General features: G+C 40.5%; 19 protein-coding genes, 9 tRNA genes and 1 rRNA gene. 25 read left to right on the top strand and 4 right to left on the bottom strand.

All coding sequences use genetic code 11. The features are described from left to right. Positions 1-133: 133 nt before the first annotated feature. The 11 genes from rrf (at position 134) to rocF (ending at position 2,299) form a co-directional block, all read left to right on the top strand. A 5S ribosomal RNA gene (gene rrf, locus AC1DVB_RS06730) occupies positions 134-249 on the top strand. A gap of 44 nt (positions 250-293) precedes the next feature. Beyond that, positions 294-368, top strand: a tRNA-Asn gene (locus tag AC1DVB_RS06725). Positions 369-371: 3 nt separating this feature from the next. Then, a tRNA-Thr gene (locus AC1DVB_RS06720) sits at positions 372-444 on the top strand. A 32-nt stretch (positions 445-476) separates the two neighbouring features. Then, a tRNA-Glu gene (locus AC1DVB_RS06715) sits at positions 477-551 on the top strand. A 17-nt stretch (positions 552-568) separates the two neighbouring features. Next, positions 569-644: transfer RNA gene (locus tag AC1DVB_RS06710), tRNA-Val, on the top strand. 15 nt (positions 645-659) lie between these two features. Continuing rightward, a tRNA-Thr gene (locus AC1DVB_RS06705) sits at positions 660-735 on the top strand. 18 nt (positions 736-753) lie between these two features. After that, positions 754-837 (top strand) — tRNA-Tyr (locus AC1DVB_RS06700). 104 nt (positions 838-941) lie between these two features. Next, positions 942-1,016, top strand: a tRNA-Gln gene (locus AC1DVB_RS06695). Positions 1,017-1,019: 3 nt separating this feature from the next. After that, positions 1,020-1,091 (top strand) — tRNA-Gly (locus AC1DVB_RS06690). Between the two features lie 21 nt (positions 1,092-1,112). Continuing rightward, a tRNA-Ala gene (locus AC1DVB_RS06685) sits at positions 1,113-1,188 on the top strand. Between the two features lie 208 nt (positions 1,189-1,396). Then, entirely contained in the window at positions 1,397-2,299 is a 903-nt protein-coding gene (gene rocF, locus AC1DVB_RS06680; RefSeq protein WP_057276360.1) for an arginase, read from the top strand. Positions 2,300-2,436: 137 nt separating this feature from the next. On the opposite strand, the gene AC1DVB_RS06675 is transcribed toward rocF, so the two are convergent. Beyond that, positions 2,437-2,622: an aspartyl-phosphate phosphatase Spo0E family protein gene (locus AC1DVB_RS06675; protein ID WP_048685725.1), complete on the bottom strand. Its 186-nt coding sequence runs from the start codon at positions 2,620-2,622 to the stop codon at positions 2,437-2,439. 172 nt (positions 2,623-2,794) lie between these two features. On the opposite strand from AC1DVB_RS06675, the gene sigW reads away from it, so the two are divergent. The 9 genes from sigW (at position 2,795) to AC1DVB_RS06630 (ending at position 12,598) form a co-directional block, all read left to right on the top strand. Then, positions 2,795-3,358: an RNA polymerase sigma factor SigW gene (gene sigW, locus AC1DVB_RS06670; RefSeq protein WP_048685727.1), complete on the top strand. Its 564-nt coding sequence runs from the start codon at positions 2,795-2,797 to the stop codon at positions 3,356-3,358. 16 nt (positions 3,359-3,374) lie between these two features. After that, positions 3,375-3,998, top strand: coding sequence for an anti-sigma factor family protein (locus tag AC1DVB_RS06665; protein WP_048685729.1), 624 nt, complete (start codon positions 3,375-3,377; stop codon positions 3,996-3,998). A 220-nt stretch (positions 3,999-4,218) separates the two neighbouring features. Further along, positions 4,219-5,043, top strand: coding sequence for a diadenylate cyclase CdaA (gene cdaA / locus AC1DVB_RS06660; RefSeq protein ID WP_034304935.1), 825 nt, complete (start codon positions 4,219-4,221; stop codon positions 5,041-5,043). After that, positions 5,036-6,403, top strand: a complete 1,368-nt coding sequence (locus AC1DVB_RS06655; RefSeq protein ID WP_477588682.1) for a CdaR family protein — start codon at positions 5,036-5,038, stop codon at positions 6,401-6,403. The genes cdaA and AC1DVB_RS06655 overlap by 8 nt, the downstream gene beginning before the upstream one ends. Positions 6,404-6,458: 55 nt before the next feature. Continuing rightward, a complete protein-coding gene (glmM, locus tag AC1DVB_RS06650) occupies positions 6,459-7,808 on the top strand; it encodes a phosphoglucosamine mutase (RefSeq protein WP_063574534.1) in 1,350 nt (449 codons plus the stop codon). A 465-nt stretch (positions 7,809-8,273) separates the two neighbouring features. Further along, entirely contained in the window at positions 8,274-10,076 is a 1,803-nt protein-coding gene (gene glmS, locus AC1DVB_RS06645) for a glutamine--fructose-6-phosphate transaminase (isomerizing) (RefSeq protein ID WP_034304927.1), read from the top strand. 322 nt (positions 10,077-10,398) lie between these two features. Further along, positions 10,399-10,770, top strand: coding sequence for an iron chaperone (locus tag AC1DVB_RS06640; protein ID WP_054400560.1), 372 nt, complete (start codon positions 10,399-10,401; stop codon positions 10,768-10,770). A 212-nt stretch (positions 10,771-10,982) separates the two neighbouring features. Further along, on the top strand, positions 10,983-11,660 hold the full coding sequence (locus tag AC1DVB_RS06635) for a hypothetical protein (protein ID WP_364279552.1): 678 nt from the start codon (positions 10,983-10,985) through the stop codon (positions 11,658-11,660). Positions 11,661-11,737: 77 nt separating this feature from the next. Beyond that, the gene (locus AC1DVB_RS06630) at positions 11,738-12,598 is read left to right on the top strand and encodes a lysostaphin resistance A-like protein (RefSeq protein ID WP_477588679.1); all 861 of its coding nucleotides are present in this window, start codon (positions 11,738-11,740) and stop codon (positions 12,596-12,598) included. 330 nt (positions 12,599-12,928) lie between these two features. Here AC1DVB_RS06630 and AC1DVB_RS06625 read toward each other — a convergent pair whose 3' ends face one another. The 3 genes from AC1DVB_RS06625 to AC1DVB_RS06615 are packed head-to-tail and all read right to left on the bottom strand — an operon-like array spanning position 12,929 to position 16,415. After that, positions 12,929-13,963, bottom strand: coding sequence for a sensor histidine kinase (locus tag AC1DVB_RS06625; protein ID WP_239859923.1), 1,035 nt, complete (start codon positions 13,961-13,963; stop codon positions 12,929-12,931). Next, positions 13,960-14,634: a response regulator gene (locus AC1DVB_RS06620; protein ID WP_454862436.1), complete on the bottom strand. Its 675-nt coding sequence runs from the start codon at positions 14,632-14,634 to the stop codon at positions 13,960-13,962. Before AC1DVB_RS06620 ends, AC1DVB_RS06625 begins: the two co-directional genes overlap by 4 nt. A gap of 23 nt (positions 14,635-14,657) precedes the next feature. Then, the gene (locus tag AC1DVB_RS06615; RefSeq protein WP_328143855.1) at positions 14,658-16,415 is read right to left on the bottom strand and encodes an ABC transporter ATP-binding protein; all 1,758 of its coding nucleotides are present in this window, start codon (positions 16,413-16,415) and stop codon (positions 14,658-14,660) included. Positions 16,416-16,769: 354 nt separating this feature from the next. Between AC1DVB_RS06615 and AC1DVB_RS06610 the strand changes: the two genes are divergently transcribed. The 5 genes from AC1DVB_RS06610 to AC1DVB_RS06590 all read left to right on the top strand — a co-directional run bounded on the left by AC1DVB_RS06610 (position 16,770) and on the right by AC1DVB_RS06590 (position 23,344). After that, positions 16,770-17,939 (top strand): ATP-grasp domain-containing protein, encoded by a 1,170-nt coding sequence (locus AC1DVB_RS06610; protein WP_477588676.1) that lies wholly within the window; start codon positions 16,770-16,772, stop codon positions 17,937-17,939. 13 nt (positions 17,940-17,952) lie between these two features. Further along, entirely contained in the window at positions 17,953-19,647 is a 1,695-nt protein-coding gene (locus AC1DVB_RS06605) for a methyl-accepting chemotaxis protein (RefSeq protein WP_477588674.1), read from the top strand. 532 nt (positions 19,648-20,179) lie between these two features. Then, entirely contained in the window at positions 20,180-20,380 is a 201-nt protein-coding gene (locus AC1DVB_RS06600) for a cold-shock protein (protein WP_034304915.1), read from the top strand. Positions 20,381-20,856: 476 nt separating this feature from the next. Next, complete coding sequence (locus AC1DVB_RS06595) at positions 20,857-21,228, top strand: ArsR/SmtB family transcription factor (RefSeq protein WP_057276349.1); 372 nt, start codon at positions 20,857-20,859, stop codon at positions 21,226-21,228. Then, positions 21,221-23,344 (top strand): heavy metal translocating P-type ATPase, encoded by a 2,124-nt coding sequence (locus AC1DVB_RS06590; protein ID WP_063574527.1) that lies wholly within the window; start codon positions 21,221-21,223, stop codon positions 23,342-23,344. Before AC1DVB_RS06595 ends, AC1DVB_RS06590 begins: the two co-directional genes overlap by 8 nt. Positions 23,345-23,488 lie beyond the last annotated feature (144 nt).

The following is a 23,488-nucleotide window of genomic DNA, read 5'->3' as shown; positions in this document are numbered from 1 at the left end:
ATAGGTCAGAGGTGGAAGCATGGTGACATGTGGAGCTGACTGATACTAATAGATCGAGGACTTAACCAACGCTTTTTAAAAAATGAAATACCTTCTTATTATCTAGTTTTGAAGGAACAACGTTCCTTTTATGTTTGGTGGCGATAGCGAAGAGGTCACACCCGTTCCCATTCCGAACACGGCAGTTAAGCTCTTCAGCGCCGATGGTAGTTGGGGGTTTCCCCCTGTGAGAGTAGGACGCCGCCAAGCTGTTCATTTAAATCTTTAATGGGTTTTAGGAAACATTATATTATTCCGCAGTAGCTCAGTGGTAGAGCATTCGGCTGTTAACCGAACGGTCGTAGGTTCGAGTCCTACCTGCGGAGCCATATGCTTCCATAGCTCAGTAGGTAGAGCACTTCCATGGTAAGGAAGAGGTCAGCGGTTCGAATCCGCTTGGGAGCTTCCCAATCTATCTATGAACAAAAAAACAGTTCGGCCCGTTGGTCAAGCGGTTAAGACACCGCCCTTTCACGGCGGTAACACGGGTTCGAATCCCGTACGGGTCACCATTTTAAATCATTAATCCGGAGGATTAGCTCAGCTGGGAGAGCATCTGCCTTACAAGCAGAGGGTCGGCGGTTCGATCCCGTCATCCTCCACCATTTTATTCTTTACTTGCCGGTGTAGCTCAACTGGTAGAGCAACTGACTTGTAATCAGTAGGTTGGGGGTTCAAGTCCTCTTGCCGGCACCATTTACAACCATATATTGCGGAGGGGTAGCGAAGTGGCTAAACGCGGCGGACTGTAAATCCGCTCCTTCGGGTTCGGCAGTTCGAATCTGCCCCCCTCCACCATTTTAATAAAATCCTGTGGATCAGTTATATATTCTCTGTATTGGGGAAATATATGATTACCACCTTTTTATTTTGTTGTATATTAATCATTGCATATCATATATTGGGCTATAGCCAAGCGGTAAGGCAACGGATTTTGATTCCGTCATGCGAAGGTTCGATCCCTTCTAGCCCAGCCATTTGCGGAAGTAGTTCAGTGGTAGAATACAACCTTGCCAAGGTTGGGGTCGCGGGTTCGAATCCCGTCTTCCGCTTAATATATTTTAAATTCCTTAGGGGCCTTAGCTCAGCTGGGAGAGCGCCTGCCTTGCACGCAGGAGGTCAGCGGTTCGATCCCGCTAGGCTCCACCATCAACTACATACACCAAAACTTACGTCTTAAGCCAAAAATGGTTTAAGGCTTTTTTTTGTTTAAGGCATAGTTGGGTAAACTAATCCCCAGAAAGATATTTTTTCAAAAAAAACATATGTTATCGGAAAACGTGCATCTTTATACATGGAAATGTCGAGTTGAACCAATTGGCATATACGATATAAAATGGTGGAAAGGGGGAATTGTATGTCTATTCAGAAAATTTCCGTCATCGGATTGCCCATGGACCTTGGTCAAGCAAGGCGAGGGGTGGATATGGGACCTAGTGCCATCCGCTGCGCAGAGATTGTCGAGCGTCTTGAAAAGTTGAATATAGAAGTAGAGGATTTAGGGGATATAATTGTAGGGCGTCCTGAAAATGCAGATGAGCCCGGGACAAATTTAAAAAACTTACAGCTTGTAGCAAAAGGTAACACCCAGTTAGCTACAAGAGTTGATGAAATAATAGAAGAAGGTTCCTTTCCGCTTGTATTGGGAGGAGACCATTCAATAGCGATAGGCACACTGGCAGGAGTCGCAAAGCACTATGAGAATCTAGGTGTGATTTGGTACGATGCACATGGCGATTTAAATACGGAAGATACTTCACCATCAGGAAATATACACGGGATGCCCTTGGCTGTCAGTATTGGGATTGGCCATCCGGACCTGATCAATATACATGGTTTTGCTCCAAAAGTGAAACCGGAAAACATCGTAATCATTGGAGCGAGGTCATTGGATGAAGGGGAAAAGGAACTTATCCGTGAGAAAGGGATTAAAGTATTCACGATGCATGAAATCGATCGGTTGGGAATGACACGGGTCATGGAAGAATGCATTGATTATTTAAGGGAAAGAACGGATGGCGTCCACCTTTCACTGGATTTGGATGGAGTGGACCCAGCAGATGCACCCGGAGTCGGGACCCCGGTGATTGGTGGTATAAGTTATCGGGAAAGTCATTTGGCCATGGAAATGCTTGCGGAATCCAACTTGATTACATCCGCTGAATTCGTTGAAGTGAATCCCATTTTAGATGAGCGAAATAAAACGGCAATCGTTGCCGTGGCCTTAATGGGTTCGCTATTTGGAGAAAAATTATTATAACTAATAATTAAAAGAAACAGTAACCGGCTTGTAATGGGTTACTGTTTTTTATATGCTAGAAGACGTAGGTTTATTTACCAGGGTGTATGTAACAGAAACATATCTATAGATAAATGGTTGCAATTTTCTATCCATATTCACTTGAGAGCACGTCTGTCCATGAGATCTTCATTTTTAGTTAAATGGATGTATTGAATGATTAAAGAATCCAGTTTGCTGCTAACTTCAATAACTTCATTATCCACCATGGAAGAACGGGAAGCCAAAAACATCATTTTCTGTCTGCATTGTTCAATATGGTCTAAAATTTGTTCAGTACTCATATAGAGAATCACTCCTTTGGATTTTACAATTTCTTACTATATAGCCCTGTTTTTTTTTTCTTAAACATAAAATGTAAAACTTTGTTAAAATTAATGTATTAAATTTTTGAAACCTTTCAGCTTACGATTCGTAGTAATCGTATAGCCGCATGAGCGGGGGTAATACCGGAAAATGGATGCACTCATTAAAGAGAGAATTAATCAAGTATTAAAAGGAGACCATAATGCCTTTGGGGAAATTGTCGAAATTTACAAGGACAAAGTTTTCCAAATATGTTTCAGGATGCTCGGAAACAGGCAAGAAGCAGAAGATTTGGCTCAAGAGGCCTTTGTAAGGGCCTACGTGAACATTCGAAGTTTCAATATAACAATGAAATTTTCTACATGGTTATATCGGATTGCGACCAATCTTTGTATTGACCGGCTTCGCAAGAAAAAACCGGACTACTATCTGGATGCAGAGGTGGCAGGAACAGAGGGATTGAATATGTATTCCCAAATTGCATCGGATATGGCGAAACCCGAGGAAGAGGTTGAATCATTAGAACTGCAGGAAACCATTCAAGTGGAAATAATGAAATTGCCCGAGAAATACCGATCGGTAATCGTATTGAAGTATATTGAAGAGTTATCTCTAAAGGAAATCAGTGAGATACTCGATTTGCCGGTCGGTACGGTTAAGACGAGGATACATCGCGGTCGCGAAGCCTTGCGTAAACAACTACGCCATTTATAAAAAGAAGGTGAGAAAAATGAACTGCCATGAGGAAATCATTGAATATATGCATGATTATTTAGATGAGGACATCAAACCGGAGCATAAAGAAGTTTTACGGGAGCACTTGCATGACTGTGCTGAATGCCGGGATTACTTTCATGAAATGAAAAAGGCGGTCGCTCTTGTACAAAGCACTTCCCATATAAAGGCCCCGGATGATTTTACAGCGAAGGTTATGGCTCAATTGCCAAAGGAAACGAAAACAACAGGTGCCAAACGTTGGTTCAAAAGCCATCCTTTCATGACAGCGGCAGCGATGTTCATCATATTGATGACAGGATCTGTTTTTTCCACTTATAATCAGGACGAACATTTTTCAGTTTCAAAGCAGCCTAACTTAGTGGTCGAAGGTGAAACGGTTATTGTACCTGAGGGTGAGACAATCAAGGGAAATGTGGTAGTTCAAAATGGTAATATTCAAATAGATGGTGAAGTAGAGGGAGATGTGACAGTCATAAATGGGCATAAGTATATGTCTAAAGCAGGTAATGTGACCGGAAGCATCCATGTTATTGACCAAGCTTTTGAGTGGATGTGGTATAAAGTGAAGGACACTGCAACCTCGTTGGTTCCTGCCAAAGAGGAGAAAAAGGAATAAGGAATAGAAGCTGGGCAGGGGCATCGTTTTTGATTTGCGATGACTTCGCCCAGCTTTATTTTTTAAAGGAAGGGGAACCATTTTTAATGGTTCTTTTTTCCTGTGTAAATTTCTCACACTAGTTTTTAGATGAATCATTTAAAAAATGGTATACTATTAAGGTTATTGTAAATAAAGATTGTTATTGGTATTTGGAGTAATACTGACTGGAGGAAACAACATGTCTTTAACCAATTTGACTGTTTGGGACTATGTAGTAAATTTCATTGATATTCTCCTTGTATGGTTTGTGATATATAAATTGTTAACTATTATTCGAGGCACGAAGGCTATTCAGCTGCTAAAAGGAATTTTTGTAATTGTCATTGTAAAAAGCTTAAGCAACCTGTTTGGTTTCAATACACTCGGATGGTTAATGGCACAAGTCATGAATTGGGGAGTATTGGCAATTCTCGTCATTTTTCAACCTGAACTGAGAAGGGCACTTGAACAATTAGGACGCGGGAAGCTCTTTGCAAGGGGCACCGTTCCAGAAGAGAATCAGCAAGAGCGTTTAGTCGAGGAAATCCTAAAGGCGTCCACCTATATGGCAAAAAGGCGGATTGGTGCCTTGATTACGATAGAAAAAGGTACGGAGCTGGGAGATTATGTTGAAACGGGGATACCCCTGAAATCCTATATTTCTTCAGAACTGCTCATTAATATCTTCATCCCTAATACGCCGCTCCATGATGGTGCAGTTATTTTACAAAATAACCAGGTGGCAGCTGCCGCTTGCTATTTGCCATTATCAGAGAGTCCATTCATATCAAAGGAACTTGGCACACGGCATAGGGCAGCCATAGGCATGAGTGAAGTTACGGATAGTCTGACGATTGTCGTATCAGAAGAAACGGGAGGAATATCCGTCACTAAAAACGGGGAACTTTACCGGGATTTGAATCAAGAATCATTTAGGGCCATGCTTACAAGTGAACTGGTAGTGGAAAATATCAAATCAACTTCCTCAAGCATCTTTAACTGGAGGGGGAAAAAGAATGGATAAATTCACCAATAGCGCTTGGTTTATGAGAATCGTAGCTTTTGCCTTGGCAGCACTTTTGTTCATTTCCATTAACTTTGAGATGGAGTCGGATAAAAAATCCCTTGGTTTATCGACTGCCCCTGAAATCAGTACGGAGACCATCGAAAATGTACCGGTTGAAGTGTACTATGACCGTGAGAATCTAGTGGTGAGCGGGGTGCCTGAAACAGTTGATGTTACTCTAAAGGGAGCAAAAAGCCTATTGATTAATGCGAAAAACCAAAGGGATTTTAAAGTGTATGTTGACCTTTCTGATCCTGCAATCTCAATGGGGGACAGAACTGTCACATTTAAAATAAGTGATTTGAATGAAAAGTTAGTGGCGACGATCGATCCGGAATATGCGGAAGTCAACGTTCAGGAACGGGTGACGAAGGAATTCTCCGTTGAGGCCGAGTATAACAGCTCTTTACTTGAAGAGGGGTATACAGCCGGTCAGCCAACAGTCAGCCCGAAAACTGTTAAAATAACGGGTGCTAAAGATGCAATTGAACAAATTTCCTATGTAAAGGCAAACCTTGAAATAAGTAAGGGACTTAACGAAACGGTGAACAGCAAGGCAACCGTTAAAGCCTTGGACAGGGATTTGAATAAGCTGGATGTGACGATCGAGCCATCTTCTGTTGCCGTTTCCTTAAAAGTGAGCATTCCTTCCAAGACGGTGTCGATAGCACCGAAGCAAACCGGCAAGGCAAAGGATGGAATCAGGATCACGAGTATAAGTGTCGATCCAAAAGAGGTCACCTTATTTGGTTCGGAAACGAGCCTGGAGAAAATAGATGAAATAAATCTTCCTGTAAATATCTCGAAAATTGATGGTGATACAGAACTGGAACTCGATCTTAATAAACCGGATAGTGTACAAAAAATGTCCTTGGGTAAGGCGCAGGTCAAGATTCGTACAGAAAAAGTTGATGTAGATGAAGAGAATGCAGAGCCAGTCGTGGAAGAGGAAGAACCAGAAACCGAACAAAAACAAGAAGAACAAGTAGTCGAAGAAAAACCAGAACCAGAAGAAGAAGATGAACCGGTTGCCATTGAGTCCAAAACTTTCAATAATATACAAATAGTTCCTGTGGGCATACGGGATGACCAAGATGCCGAATTGGAATCCGATGTAACAAGCATCACTTTGCTTGGTGAGGCGGATGATTTGAAGAAAATAACTAAAGACGACATTAATCTTACAGTAGATGTGAGTAATTTAGATGAAGGTACGCATGATGTGGATCTGGCGGTAACAGTGCCTGAGGGAGTGGAATGGGAACTGGATTCTAAAACGGTTTCGGTCACCATCACACAAAAAGACGAAGAGACATGACCTTCCTTTAACATCATCATTAAATTCAGTAACGATTCGAAGAGGAGCGATAAAGATGGGTAAATATTTTGGAACAGACGGAGTAAGGGGTATAGCGAATAGCGAGTTAACACCGGAGTTGGCATTTAAACTAGGCCGTTTTGGTGGCTACGTTCTTACTAGAAATACAGAAAAACCCAAAGTGCTTATAGGGCGCGATACTCGTATTTCAGGTGAAATGCTGGAAGGTGCGCTTGTTGCAGGTCTTTTATCCATTGGGGCTGAAGTGATGCGCCTGGGTGTCATTTCGACACCGGGAGTAGCCTATTTAACAAAGGCCTTAAGTGCTGAAGCAGGTGTCATGATCTCCGCTTCGCATAATCCGGTAGCGGATAATGGCATTAAATTCTTTGGACCGGATGGATTTAAGTTATCCGATGATCAAGAAGCGGAAATTGAAGCACTATTAGATAAGGAAAAGGATGAGCTTCCACGCCCGGTTGGCGGAGATTTAGGCCATTTGAACGATTATTTCGAAGGAGGGCAAAAGTATCTCCAGTATTTGAAACAATCAGTGGATGAAGATTTTACAGGCATTCATGTTGCTCTTGATTGTGCACATGGGGCTACATCTGCCTTGGCCATGCATTTGTTTGCAGATCTTGATGCAGACATCTCTACAATGGGGGCATCGCCCAATGGCTTGAACATTAATGATAAGGTAGGTTCCACCCACCCTGAGGCACTTGCTGAATTCTTAAAAGAAAAAGGTGCGGATGTTGGGCTTGCATTTGATGGCGACGGAGACCGCGTCATTGCAATAGATGAAAAAGGAAATATAGTGGACGGCGACCAAATCATGTATATCTGTGCGAAATACTTGAAAGATAATAACCGTTTGAAACAGGGAACAGTGGTTTCTACGATCATGAGCAACCTTGGTTTTTATAAAGGTCTTGAAGAGCATGGTATACAAAGCGCCCAGACGGCAGTGGGGGATCGCTATGTGGTCGAGGAGATGCGTAAAGGCGGCTATAACCTTGGCGGAGAGCAATCCGGACATATCATCTTCCTGGACTATAACACGACAGGAGATGGCTTATTGACGGGCTTGCAGCTTGTGAACATCATGAGCGACACCCAAAAAACCTTATCCGAGCTCGCTGGCGAGATGAAGAAATATCCACAAACGCTGGTCAATGTCAGAGTTACCGATAAGCACGCAGTAACAGATAATGAAAAGGTACAGGAAGTCATCAAGGCAGTCGAAGGGGAAATGAACGGAAACGGCCGTATTTTGGTGAGACCATCCGGTACTGAACCTCTAGTCCGTGTTATGGCTGAAGCACCGACAGCTGAGGAATGCACTAATTATGTAGAGCGCATCGTCGCAGTTGTAAGAGCGGAAATGGGAATGAACGAATAACTAATCCTATGCATAAAAGGAACGAAATTTCCTTTTATGCATATTTTTATAAAGAAGTCTTTTTTGTTGGTAAAGGTAATTAAGAATTGACCTATGTCCCTTGTTTAAGGTATGATTATCCTGATTTACAACTCATTTTCTAAAAATGGTTGTTTTAAAAAGGAGGGTAGGCAAGGAGAGAATGGATTCACAAAAGCGCCTGAACTAAGTCTGGACGAGAAATGACTTAGTTGACGAGGAGGAGGTTTATCGAATGATCGGCGGATACCTCCCGGCTGAAGTGCACAGCCGCAATAATTCCAATCTTAAAACAGTAGGGCAACTTACTGCACAAAGGGTCGGAAATGCACAATGGGAAAAAGTGCTTTAGGGCATTTCCTTTATAAAAATATATATCAGAGATGAGGGGGCAGGGATGCCCCCGTGCATTCCTGTTCCCTCGAATCGGTTGGAGGAACAGAAATTATGTGTGGAATTGTTGGATATATTGGACTTAACGATGCAAAGGAAATTTTATTAAAAGGTCTTGAAAAACTTGAATACCGCGGTTATGACTCTTCAGGGATTGCTGTGAGAAATGAAGCAGGAGTGACAATCTTTAAGGAAAAGGGAAGAATAGCGGACTTACGAGCAGCCGTGGATGAAAATACTATGGCGCATACCGGAATAGGACATACGCGCTGGGCTACACATGGTGTGCCAAGCCGTGAAAATGCCCATCCTCACCAAAGTAATTCAGGTCGATTGACTTTAGTTCATAATGGTGTCATTGAAAACTATGCGATTCTAAAACGTGAATATTTGAAGGATGTTGCCTTTAAAAGTGAAACGGATACGGAAGTCATCGTTCAACTCATAGAGAAGTTCGTGAACGAGGGTATGGAAGTGGAAGAGGCGTTCCGTCAAACACTCACTCTATTAGAGGGTTCATATGCCATTGCCCTATTGGATGCTGAAAATGATGAAACCATCTTAGTCGCCAAAAATAAAAGCCCGCTGCTTATCGGTGTCGGAAAAGACTTTAACGTTGTCGCTTCGGATGCAATGGCGATGCTGCAAGTCACAGATCAATTCCTTGAACTGATGGATAAGGAAATGGTTATCGTGACAAATGAAAAGGTAACGATCAAGAACCTTTCCAACGAAGAAGTCATGCGTGCTCCTTACACGGCTGAACTGGATGCAAGTGATATTGAAAAAGGTACGTATCCTCACTATATGCTCAAGGAAGTCGACGAGCAGCCAGCCGTAATACGTAAAATCATTCAAGCATACCAAAATGAAGAAGGTAAACTTGCAATCGACTATAACATTACTGAAGCCGTAAGTGAGGCTGACCGTATTTATATCATCGCTTGCGGAACCAGCTATCATGCAGGGTTGATTGGTAAGCAATTCATCGAAAAAATGACTGAAATTCCGGTTGAGGTCCATGTGGCATCGGAATTCACTTACAATATGCCGTTATTATCGAAAAAACCGCTATTCATCTTCATTTCACAAAGTGGTGAAACTGCAGATAGCCGTGCCGTGTTAGTATCCATCAAAGCGCTTGGTCATAAAGCCCTGACCATCACGAACGTACCTGGCTCTACATTGTCACGTGAAGCGGATTATACGCTCTTGCTGCATGCTGGTCCTGAAATTGCCGTAGCCTCTACAAAGGCCTACACAGCCCAAGTGGCAGTCTTATCCATCTTGGCGAATGTAACTGGCCAATTCCGTAACATGGAGTACGGTTTCGACCTTGTAAAAGAGCTTGGAATCGTTGCGACGGCTATGGAAGCACTATGTGATTCGAAAGAAGAGATGGAAGACATCGCCCGTGAATATTTGTCCGTTACGAGAAACTGCTTCTTCATCGGCCGTTCCCTTGACTACTATGTTGTACTTGAAGGGGCACTTAAGCTGAAGGAGATCTCTTACATCCAGGCGGAAGGCTTTGCTGGCGGAGAGCTTAAACATGGAACGATTGCCTTGATTGAAGAAGGTACACCTGTCATAGCCCTTGCTACTCAAGCAGGCGTCAACTTAAGCATCCGTGGTAATGTGAAGGAAGTGGTTGCCCGTGGCGCCAACCCTTGCATCATTTCCATGAAGGGTCTGGAAGAAGAGGATGACCGTTTCGTCATCCCGGAAGTGAATGAACTATTAACACCCCTTATCTCTGTTATCCCGCTGCAGCTCATTGCCTACTACGCAGCCTTGCACCGCGAATGTGACGTGGATAAACCGCGTAATCTCGCGAAAAGTGTAACGGTTGAGTAAGTTGGAATGAATGCAATGTAGATTATAAAAAGTTGCGAAGCTTTACCCCTTTGGCTATGATTAGCCAAAGGGGTATTTTTTATGTTTAAAACAACGAGAACCTCTCAAGTTGACAAGTTGATTAGAAGACCGAGGTAATATGAATCGGTGTGCAGTGTAATATAATCTATCAAATCCATCAGTAGGTAGTCATGGCATCCATTAGAGCAATGTTAATGATCTTCCTATGATGCATTGTTGAAAGAAACCCATATTGGCATTAAATTTAGGTGATGTTGAAAATGAAGTTTTCATAAAATTTTTTTATTTAGGAGAGAATAGCATGGAAGTCTTTGCAGAATTTTTAGCGAATATTGATAACCCGCAACATAGGGAACGAACGGAAGAAGTCCTGGCTTGGGTAACTAAGAAATTTCCAAATCTAATGCCGAAGATTGCGTGGAATCAGCCTATGTTTACCGATCATGACACATATATTATTGGCTTTAGCGTAGCCAAACATCATTTGGCTGTTGCTCCTGAAAAGGCAGGGATCGATCACTTCTCTGATGAAATCGTGCAGGCTGGCTATGATCACACCAAGCAGTTGGTACGTATCAAGTGGGACAGTCCGGTTGATTACTCATTACTTGAGAAAATGATTGAGTATAATATTTTTGATAAAGCAGACTGTTCAACTTTTTGGCGGAAATAAGTAAAAATCGGAGGGTGGGCTGAATCTCTATTAAAGTGTCCATTATTCGGGGTTCTGTTCAATGTGATTCTGAGGATATAAGCTCTCCAGATATGCCGCCTGATCTAGCTCCATAGGCAAAAAGGCAGATTCTCCATCCTTAATGACCTTACCTTTACGGTTGCGACTCCATAAATAGTTTAAGTTCAAAAAAAGCACAGGGAGTTCCAAATTTGGAACTACTTGTGCTTTTGTTTTTTGATAAAATCGAGAGAACAAATATTACAACCAAACTACTTAAGATATTAAATCAAAAATTCATAAGGGGTATCCAAGGAAAAAATATTAGGTGGGGTGAAGAAATGAAGAAGTTATTATACCTTTTTATATTAATAATTCCTGTATTTTGGTTTGGATTTAATCCAATATCAACTTTTGCAAGTTCTCCAACTGAATTAAAAGAGGAAAGCCAATCAGGTGAGTTTCTGACAGAATATACAACTCTATCAGGCTCTGATGTACTTTTAGGTCAAGAAATACCTATACTTGTAGATGAAAAAACAGGAGAAATCACGAATAATAGAATTGGTATATCTCCAGTGTGTGCTACTTGTAATCGGTATACTTGGAAAACAGCCACAGATAAACGACAATCAAGTGTCTTTCACAAAAAAGTGACTGATACTACAAACTGGAGTCTTAACCTTACCTTCAAGGTAGAGATAGCTGGTAAATTAGTTATTTCTGGTGGCGGAGAAAAGGTATATTCGGCAACGAAAAAATGGAACCAATACAAAGAAACATGGAAATTGACTGGCACTCTAAAAACATATAGTCCAACTGGTAATTTGATAAAAACAGAGCAAAGAAATGCCACTTACATTAAATATAAAAAAGTGGCAATAAAATAAGTTGAAAAAAGTGCAAATACAAACTCTTATTCTAAAAAATGACTTCTTTGAAATTATTGTATAGCAAAGGGGTAAGAATGGATACTGATATTAAGCAAACACATCGCTTTATATTATATATAACAATACTAATTATGATTATTTTTCCTTTTGCCCAACTTACATTACAAGAACTTTTTTTGCAAATAAACAAACAATTATTTTTCTTTATAAGTAAACTGGTTATTATCTATATTCTTTTTCTTTTCTTAAAAAAGAAAAAAATAACCTTATCGAGCATTAGGCTTAATAAGGTACATATAAAATATATTCTTTTTGGTATGTTAATGGGTAGTATAGCTCACATGCTGACTGTGTTTTTTGGTAGGACCCAACATTATTTACTAACGGGCGAATGGCTTACTGCTGAAAAAATTGTTTGTACACTTATGGAAAGTAGTAAAAACATAAGTTTTTACAGCATTATGATGATTGGCTTTTCAGTGGCGATTAGTGAAGAAATTCTTTTTAGGGGTATATTATTAAAACAATATCAGAGAATGAACATAAAATCGGCCATAATTTTAAGTGCTTTTATTTTTAGCATTTATCATATGACGGTAGGAAATTTTATTTTTGCATTTGTAATGGGTATTTCTCTTGCACTATTAACCATCTATACTGGGAGTATCGTTCCGGCTATCTTTTTTCACGTTTTGGTGAATGAAATAATGAGGGCCATCATGCATTTCCCAGAAAAGGTTACAGAAACTTATTTTCAGATAATGGTGTCGCCAATTACTACTATAACAGGTTTAATATTCTTTCTATCTATATTAACTTTTTTATTTATAAAGGTAAGAAAAAATAATCAATTTCAAAGTGAAAAAGTTATATTCTTTGATGGATATATTATTTTGTTGTTTTTGATGTATGTTCTTTTCCTAACAATAAAATAAAGTTTAATCAAAGATAATACAGGTATTATAACGATTTCATTTATGAGGAGTGTCCATATTTATTGCCACCAACAATTTTTCCGGCTTGTTAAACGTTGGGTATCAAATTCATTTTTTGTACCCAACGTTTATAATATAAGTAATACTAGCATCATTAAATTATCCAATTCCTATTTCAATCTTTTAAGAAGTTTCCGCAAAATATCAAACAATCGCCTGCTTTTAGTAGAAGTGTCGATATTACAATATAATCATCAACGAACGGGCAGTGTTTTTAAAAATAGCAGCAGCATGAATGATTTAAAAAGGTTTTTAACAATCACAAAACCCTCACGAAATAGGTAGCAGAATGGTGAAGGTCGTTCCCTTTTCGAGTCCGCTTTTCACGGATATGTTCCCTTCATGCATCTCTATAATCTTTTTCACGATGGATAGTCCTAAACCGCTGCCGCTTTTTGAGCGTTCCCTTGCAAGGTCGGCTTTATAGAATCGCTCGAATATATGGAACTGGTCGGTTTCGGAAATGCCGATTCCATTGTCGGATATCGTTATGGATGCCTGGCTATCAATCTGTTGTAATCGAATCGTGATCTTTCCGCGATGGCGGGTGAATTTGATGCTATTGTGTATTAAATTTGTCCATACTTGGCTCATCAAATCCTGGTCTGCCACTATTGGAATCTTTTCCAAGGCTATGTCCAATTCGAGTTCTTTTTCCAACCAAGCGGGTTCACAAGCCAAAATAATGGTCCGTATTTGCTGATCCAGCCGGAAATCTGTCCTTTCAAAAGGATGATGCTCGGATTCAAGGGATGTAAGCTTTAGAAGGTTATCACTTAATTTGGATAATCTCCTGCTCTCTGTCTCTATTATATGAAGATAATGATTTCGTTCTTCGATTGTCAGCTTATTAAATTGAAGTGCTTGGGCAAATCCTACAATGGAGGTAAGGGGCGACTGTATTTCATGTGAGACGTTAGAGATGAACTCCTGCCGCATTTCTTCCATTTGCTTCAATTGTTTGGCCATGTGATTGAAATGGTTAATGATATCGGTCATTTCGTTTCTCTTGTCCATATTAAAATCCAGTTGTACATTATAATCGCCATTTGCTATTTTCCTTAAGGCATCTATGATTTCGAGGTATATATTTACCCGTTTATTATGATGGATAGCATGGATAAGGCGACCAATTAATATCATGATTGCGATGCTTGTCACGATTGTAGCCAGATACCGAACATAATTGGTTAACCTTAAGGGCAAAAGCTCAATGATATAGTACCCGGCGGAAAAGGAAATTGAAATAAACGTTACAAAAAACAGCATGCCAAGCATTTGTTTGAAAAATCGATTGCCTCTCATCTCGTTATTTCCAAACGGTAGCCCAATCCCCAAATCGTTTTAATCCGGAAGGGGAATTCCGATTCAGGAAACCGTTCCCTCACTCTTTTTATATGAACATCGACAGTTCGTTCATCACCTTCATAATCATAGCCCCAAATGTATTCGATAAGATCTTCCCTGGAAAAAGTTTTTCCGGGATAGCTTGCTAATTTAAACAGCAATTCGAATTCTTTTAATGGAATCGTATATTCCTGTTCTTTGAATGACATTTCATGCGTGTTACGATTCATCTTTAATTCGCCGATATTTAATGTTTGTGAAATAGTGATTTTATACCGTTTTAATAATGCCTTTATTCTAAGAACCAATTCGATCGGTTCAAATGGCTTTACAAGATAATCATCTGCCCCAAGCCCGAATCCTTTTACTTTTTGTGTTGTTTCCCCTTTTGCAGTCAGCATTAAAATGGGGATATCACTAAATTCCCGTAACTCTTTGCATAATTGCCATCCATCCATGTTAGGCATCATAATATCGATGACTGCCAAATCGATTTTCACTTTTTCCATTACTTTCAATGCTTGCATTCCATCTGACGCTTCATATAGATCAAAGCCTTCTTTTCTTAACAACAGGTTTATAAGTTCGCGAATATGTGCATCATCATCGACTATCAATATTTTTGTCATCCTTCTTCTTTCCTTTCGGCGAATTAGGCCAGTTCAAGCTTGTGCAACTGCTGTTCAGCAAATTCGCGATATAATGAGTGCGTATTATATAGCTCTTTATGTGTTCCGCTGCCTGTTATTTTCCCTTTTTCAAGGAAGATGATTTGATCCGAACCGATAACGGTCGATAGGCGGTGGGCGATGACTATTGTTGTTCTTCCTTTCATTAAGTGATTTAATGCCTGTTGAACCACTTTTTCTGATTTGCTGTCCAGGCTGGAGGTAGCCTCATCCAGCATTAATATTTTCGGGTTTCTTAAAAATGCACGGGCGATTGCAATTCTTTGTCTTTGACCGCCTGATAATTTCATGCCCCTTTCACCGACCTCTGTATCATATCCGTTCGGAAGCTCAGAAATGAATTGATCTGCATACGCCATTTTAGCCACTTGATTTAATTCATCATCTGTTATATCCCGATTGATGCCATAACAAATATTATCTCGAATTGTACCGGATACAATCGGGCTTTCTTGTGAAACATATCCAATCTGGCTTCTCCATGAAAGCAGTGTGAAATCATTTATGGATGTCCCGCCTATTGATATGGATCCTTCCTGTGGTTTGTAGAAACGCTCGAATAATGAAAAAAGGGTCGTTTTTCCGCTGCCGCTTGGGCCGACTATTGCAGTGACCTTACCGGCCTCAACGTTAAAGCTTATATCTTTAAGTACCTGTTCTCCATTATTGTAACTATAGTTCAGGTGATCCACGCTGATAGATTGACTCATATTTTGAACGGGCTGCTTCGCATCTTCTTCCTCCACAGAATCCAGAATGGAAATGATGCGCTCTGTTGCACCCGTTGCTTTTTGGAATTGTGTAAAGAAACTGGCCAATTGAGCCATTGGCATGATTATTTGGAAAAGATACATGATGAATGCAACTAGAGCTCCAGCAGTCAGCGCTCCTGAAGAAACACGCATTCCCCCATAACCCAAAATCAGGACGAGTAATGCCATCATGACAAAACTCATTAGCGGCGCAATCAACGCTTGGATTTTTGCCTCTTTCAATCCGAATTGAAATAATTTCTGGATTCCTTTTTGGCCATTTTGATATTCCAAAGCTTCTGCATTTGATGCTTTAACAAGACGTATTTCCGTTAGAACCTGCTGAAGGACTGCAGTGAAGCTTGCTGTCTCGTCCTGCATCCCTTTTGATATTTTGTGCATTTTTTTCCCTAGCGGCATTAATATCAAAACAGAGAGCGGAATTGCAGTGAACATCAATAATGTCATTTTCCAATCCAGTACGAATAACACGATCATGGAACCTACGATGGAAATGATTCCTGTAACGAAATTAGAAAGATGTTCAGAGATTAATCCCTTCACTACAGTTGTATCATTTGTCATTCGGCTGACTGTTTCCCCCGATGGATGATCATCAAAATAACTCACGGGTAATACGAGTAATTTTTTCCATAGTTGATCGCGGATACCTGCCACTACGGATTGACCGATCCGATTTAATAAATAGATGGAAAATCCACTGGCCAATGCTTGAACAATGATGGCAGAAACGAGAAGTGTGATTCTTTCAGCGTTTAGTGAACTGACTGAAAAATCATTGATTAGATTTTTTGTGAATAATGGGACTAATAAAGCTACACCTGTTGTGCCTAGGCTTAATGCTAATGCAATCCCTATCATTAGTTTGGAAGGCTTCGTTTGTTGAACCAATCGAATGAACTGGCGCCATCCTTTTTGTTTTTTTGCTTCTGACATATGTAAATACATCCTTTCTCGATTTTCATTACAGAGAAGTATATAAAGAAGTTATGAATTGAATATGAACGAGTCTTAGTTATTCCACGAAAATTTTGGTGAACCTTTTCTGAATGATAAATTTGCAAAAATATGGCAGACACTTAAAATAGTGTTTGCTTTTTTTCATGAAGATACAAGGAAATTAAATATTCGATGGTTAACGGTAAGGAATATGTGTAAGGATCTCAAGTTTATGACTGATAGGTAAAAAGATATAGTGATATCTTGATTTTAAATAATAAATACCTATATAAGCTAAAAACTTACCGGTTTTAACCGATTAAATATGGAGATACAAAAAACAGTACAAGTTAGGTGGAAAAAATGATTATTTTGAATGAGTCGATTGTGTCGCCAATTCTTCTAAAGGTGTTAGAGGAACAGCAAATCCCAGTATTGGAACAAGGTCAGTGGGGAGACACATTAACATCAGAAAAGCTAAACATTCAAAAGGATACAGAATTTTTCAAGTCCATGGAAAAGGACAAAAGAATTCTTACAAACTCTGAAAATGGCATAACACTCCTAGGGCATTTTCAACCGGATAGCAATGAATACATTTGGTCAAAGTTATTGAAGGATAAGAGCCAGGTGCGAAATTTGACGAAATCTTTATATCCTGATTTCTATTTCCAAGATATCGATTTATCCATGATAAGTGAGCTGGATATAAATCAAATACCGTTTCCGGTAGTTATCAAACCCAATATTGGCTATTCCAGTGTAGGTGTGCACAAAGTCAAAAATCAACAGGATTGGTATATAGCCGTGAACCAGCTTAAAGCCGATTTACTTCATTCGGGTGGATTATATGATTCAGAAGTGGTCGGGTCCCAGACCGTTTTGATAGAAGAGTGGATTCAGGGTGAAGAGTATGCCATTGATGGTTATTACAATCAAGATGGTGAACCGGTCATTTTGAATGTGTTCAAACGATCATTCAAGGATGATTACGATACTTCCGATCGAATTTATTATACTTCGAAGTTGGCCATTGATGAAATCTATCATGATGCATTGAAGTTCATGAAGAATATCCAAACGGTCCTTCCGCTTAGGAATTATCCTGTACACTTTGAAATCCGCAAAAAGGGAAGCCGGGTGATACCCATCGAAATCAATCCCCTGCGTTTTGCTGGGGCGGGTACAACAGATCTAGGTTACCATGCCTATGGAATGAATATGTATGAACATTATTTTTCAGGAACGAAACCCGATTGGAATCGGATATTGGAAGAGATGGACGATCGAATATATAGCTTTTTCTTTGCAGAGGTTCCGCTTGAAATAAATCTGGAAGATGTTGCACGTATTGATCATGATGGACTTCTTCATGAATTCGAACATGTTTTGGAATATAGGCAGCTTCCTTTTCAAAATGACCGGAGCATGGCCATCATCTTTTATAGAAGTGAGGATTTGAATGAAAATCTCCAATTGCTTCATTTGGATTTAATACCATATTTGACTATAAAACACCTGGTTTTCAACTAAGGGGGGCATGGAAATGAGATTTTCAAAGCTGAATCCTAAAAAATCTCTATTGGCAAAACTATTCTTGTTTTACATTATTCCTTTCGTGATTTTCGCAGGGGCCATGGGCCTTTGCTTTTCCTATATTACTAATAAAATGATCAATGAGAATGTCCTTCCGCAATTCGATGATCGCCTTTCTGAAAATGCCCACAGTTTAGCAGCGAGCCTCAATCCCACTTTGATAAACAAGGCTTCCGAACGGGGCGAAGAGATTAAGCGGAAACTGGATGCCTTTGTTGAAGATAAAAAGGGAATTGAATATGTTTATGTTTTGAAGCGGGAGAATGATGCCGACATGATTGTAGCCTTGAGCGGCAGCGATGACTATATGGTGGAATCCCCCTTCACACCGGAACAGGCAAAATCGATAAATGGAAGCGAAGACGTCTTGAGTGAAATATATAAAGATAAGTGGGGAACACATAAGTCGTACTTTACGCCAATCGAAGGAACGGACGCGATTGTCGGAATCGATATGGATGCAAGCTTCATTGAAGAATTGAAAAGCACAATGATATTCTATAATATCTTATTTCTTGCAAGTGCCGTTATATTGGGTGTGCTATGCGCCGTTGTCATCGGGAAAAAGATTTCGGGACCCGTCAATGAACTTGTTGGTTACACGAATGAAATGGCAAAAGGGGACTTAAGTAAATCGATTCCCGTTGGCAGAGAGGATGAGATTGGCGATCTGTCAAATGGATTCGAAGATATGAGATTAAGTTTGTCCCATATTATCCAGAATGTCCGTGAACATGCCCAAACGATGAGTCAAACGACAGTTTCCATTCAGCAATCCTTTGAAGAGATGGTGGAATCCTATGGCCAGATAGTGACGGGGACAACGGAAGAAGCAAAGGCTTCGGAAGAACGTGCCCATCATATTGACCGGATTTCCAATATGATCAGTGACTTAACGGATACGATCCGTTTAATGAACGAGCAAACGAATGAAATGAATGAATTTACGATGCATGCAAATACACTTGCTGAGCAAGGGAGTAAACAAGTGCAAGATGTAACGAGCCAGATGGATAAAATCATGGAAAACGGCCAAGCGAATAAAGCCAATTTGGTGAGCCTGGAAGAGGATGTAGTGAAGATAAATGAAGTGATTGGCTTAATAAGGGTGATTGCTTCCCAAACGAACCTGCTGTCCCTGAATGCATCCATAGAAGCGGCACGGGCGGGTGACGCTGGCAGAGGTTTTGCCGTAGGCGCTCAAGAGGTGCAAAAATTGGCTGTGCAAACCGATGAATCCATCGATATCATTTCAGAATCGATCATGCGGATTAATGAACAAACAGCCAAAGTCATCCAAAATAATGATGAGAGTTTTCAGGATATACTAAATGGTGTTTCCTTAGTGGAAAACAATGGCGAGATTTTCAATAAGATATTCGAATCCGTAGAGAAATTGCTGAAAGGCACAGAACAATTGGCCGCCCATTCGAAAAAAATCAATGAGTCTTCGGATGAAAGCCTGGCATCCATACAGGAAATTGCGGCGATTTCCGAAGAAGGAGTCGCAACAACGGAGCAAATCTCGGCAGCTGCCATTCAACAAAGTACCATAATGGCTGGATTGAAGGAACAAAATGAAGATTTAGCAAAAGAATCGGCGATTTTAGAAGAAATGGTGGAAAAGTTCATTACGGAAAAATAAATATTTGATGTAAACATCTACAAAGACCTTTCTTAATTTTGTTTACGGGAGGTTTTTGGAGACAAAATGGGTTCTATCTGAGTTTTTAAACATAGTTGATTGGTACGGAAGGTACGAGACTCCTGCGGGAAAGCGCGCCGAGGGAGGACCGCCCGGAGAGGAAATCAACGTTCCGTTTTACACTCTATCAAAAAAATGTAGAAAATATCGAGTTTATCTACAGTATGAAACCTCTTTAAATTAGTAAACGAGAGGTTTTTGTTTGGATGAATGTATGTATGTAAGAGTTCATGTGTAATAGATAGAGTCACTTTCATTACTGCTTTTTTTTATAGAATTTAGAGAGTATTAAAAATTGCTGGAAAAAAGTTTCCCCAAACTATTTGCAATCGCTACCATTTAATGTTATGCTTAGTCTTAATTATTTTTGTTCGGTACTAAGGATACTAAAAGTACTACTTTTCGTTTTCGATGATGACTTAGAGCAAGGATAGTAATACATTGTGCTTAGATGCACTAGGAGGCAACAACAATGGAACAAGGTAAAGTAAAATGGTTTAACGCAGAAAAAGGTTTTGGATTCATCGAACGCGAAAACGGAGACGACGTATTCGTACATTTCTCAGCTATCCAAAGCGAAGGWTTCAAATCWTTAGACGAAGGYCAAGAAGTTACTTTTGAAGTAGAACAAGGTCAACGYGGACCYCAAGCTTCTAACGTTCAAAAAGCATAATTTCGATAACAAAAAAAGACGGATCCTTTTTAAAGGGTCCGTCTTTTTTTGTTTTGTGAAAATACATGACAAAAAACCCTGCTAAACGATAAGCAGGGTAAATGGTACAAGTAAAGTAAAACGCTTAAAAAGGTTTGACTAAGTATATCATAGTTTTTCTATAAAATACTAAATTAAATATATTATACGTATCAAGGTAACGATAGGTAATTACTGAAATCATTGATTGAAGGGGCGTAAAGGAATTTGTCCCTTCTTTTTTTTGCCTGAAGATCAGGGAAGAGGGCAGCATGACCTTTTTGTTAGCAAAAGGGGAAACAAAAAAACGATGGCCCACATATAAAAACATATGGGCACTTTCATTAATTTCTTTGGGAAGGGGAAAAGATTCTTATACATTCAAATATGGATTTGAATATTCAGGGAATTATGTTATATTATAATCAAACGAAGATTTGAATGAGAGGTGTGAGAAGATGACGGAACTGAAAGATATATGTGATGTTCACCTGCATGATGAAGTGAAGGTCAATCGCATTCAAGGGGAAATGACCCAGGTGGATATATCCAGCATGTCGAAGCTGTTTAAGGTTATAGGCGATGAAAATAGGGCGAAGATAGCTTATGCGCTCTGTACGGACGAGGAATTGTGTGTGTGCGATCTGGCCAATATCATTGGTGCTTCGATGGCGACGACGTCACATCATCTTCGTACCCTTTATAAACATGCAATCGTAAAATATCGAAAAGAAGGTAAGTTGGCTTTTTATTCTTTGGATGATCACCATATTAAGCAATTGATTCTCATTGCATTAGAACATCAGCAGGAGGTAAGGGTCGATGGCTGAATCCCCAATGAAAACATATCGTATCCAGGGTCTATCCTGCACGAATTGTGCGGCTAAATTCGAGAACAATGTCCGTGAACTAGAGGGTGTGAAGGATGCCAAAATCAACTTTGGCGCCTCGAAGATATCGGTACAGGGCAGCACGACCATTGAACAGATTGAAAAGGCGGGAGCTTTCGATAACCTGAAGATCCGCGGTGAACAGGAACAGGCAACTCAAAAGGAACCATTTTGGAAGCAAAAAGAAAATATTAAAGTGGTGTTTTCGGTTATCTTATTGCTGGTCAGCTGGATATTTGATAAGCGATATGCTGATGGAAGCATCATGCCGGTAATCGGTTATGCGGCTGCAATCATAGTTGGAGGATATTCATTATTTGTCAATGGTTTGAAAAACCTTGTAAGGCTTCGCTTTGATATGCACACCCTTATGACGGTTGCCATCATCGGGGCTGCCGTGCTTGGTGAATGGGGCGAGGGCGCGACCGTCGTCATTCTATTTGCGATAAGTGAAGCATTGGAAAAATATTCGATGGATAAGGCGCGTAATTCCATCGAATCATTAATGAACATCGCACCTAAAGAAGCTTTGATCCTTAGAGGGCATCATGAAATGATGGTTGCTGTTGATGAGGTTGAAGTGGGCGACATCATGATCGTTAAACCTGGTCAAAAGCTTGCAATGGATGGCCGGATCATGAAGGGCGCCTCGACACTTAATCAAGCAGCCATTACTGGTGAATCCGAGCCGGTTTTTAAAACGGTTGAGGGTGAAGTATTTGCCGGAACCCTAAATGGTGAAGGGCTGCTCGAAGTGGAGGTCACGAAGCGGGTCGAGGATACGACGATTGCAAAAATCATCCACCTTGTTGAAGAAGCACAGGCCGAAAAGGCTCCTTCCCAAGCCTTCGTGGATAAATTCGCAAAATTTTATACGCCGGCCATCATGCTCATTGCCCTGGGCATTGCGGTATTACCCCCGATCGTGATGAACGGGGATTGGAGTGAATGGATTTATCGGGGATTGGCTGTACTGGTTGTCGGCTGTCCTTGTGCTTTGGTCATTTCTACGCCCATCGCCATCGTGACAGCAATCGGAAATGCTGCGAAACATGGTGTGCTGATTAAAGGCGGGGTCCATTTGGAGGAAGCGGGAGCCTTAAAGGCAATCGCGTTTGATAAAACGGGTACTTTAACAAAGGGTGTACCTGAGGTGACCGATTTCAAAATGTTATCTGATGTGTTGAATGAACAGGACGTGCTGGCTATCGCCGCTGCTTTAGAAAGCAGATCACAGCATCCCCTTGCCACGGCCATTCTTCAAAAGGCGGAAACCTACGATGTGGACTATCATTCTTTATTGGTAGAGGATTTTACTGCAATCACCGGTAAAGGGATAAAAGGGAAAATCAATCAAGAAATCTATTACATTGGTAAACCCCACCTTTTTGTGGAAGAGGCAGGTTTCGTTTTCTCTGATGATGTGCTTAAATTAATCAGCGGCTATCAAAATACAGGGAAAACGGTGATGGTGCTTGGCGATCAAGTGAAGCTCCATGCACTCATCGCGGTGTCTGATGAAATAAGGGAAAGCAGTAAGGAAGCCATTCGGAAACTGCATGCTTTGGGCATTGAAAAAACGATCATGCTGACTGGCGATAATATCGGAACGGCAAAAGCGATTGGAGCGGCAGCTGGCGTTCATGAGATTGAGGCGGAGCTATTGCCGCAGGATAAATTGACCATCATCAAACGATGGAAACAAAAATATGATCGAGTGGCCATGGTAGGCGATGGTGTCAATGATGCTCCGGCCTTGGCAGCTTCCACGGTAGGGATCGCAATGGGAGGGGCGGGCACGGATACAGCGCTTGAAACAGCCGATATTGCCTTAATGGGTGATGACTTATCGAAGCTGCCTTATACAATCCGCTTAAGCCGCAAAACATTAAAAATCATTAAGCAGAACATCACGTTTTCATTGGTGATTAAAGTCCTTGCCTTATTATTGATAGCGCCGGGCTGGTTAACACTTTGGATGGCGATTTTTGCTGACATGGGTGCGACGCTATTAGTTACATTGAACAGTCTTAGGTTATTGAGAATAAAAGAATAGAATAATATGGGCTCCCTGGTGCATCTTAAGGTGCACCAGGGAGCTTTTATTTTGAGCTTTCCAATTGTTTCATGTGAAACTTTGAAAAAATAGTCGGTTGTCATATTTTTTGTTGAAAGTAAAAGGAAGTCCAATAAAAACACT

The sequence above is a fragment of the Peribacillus sp. P4_D6 genome, assembly GCF_056401795.1.
This window is presented reverse-complemented; position numbering and strand designations above follow the sequence as displayed.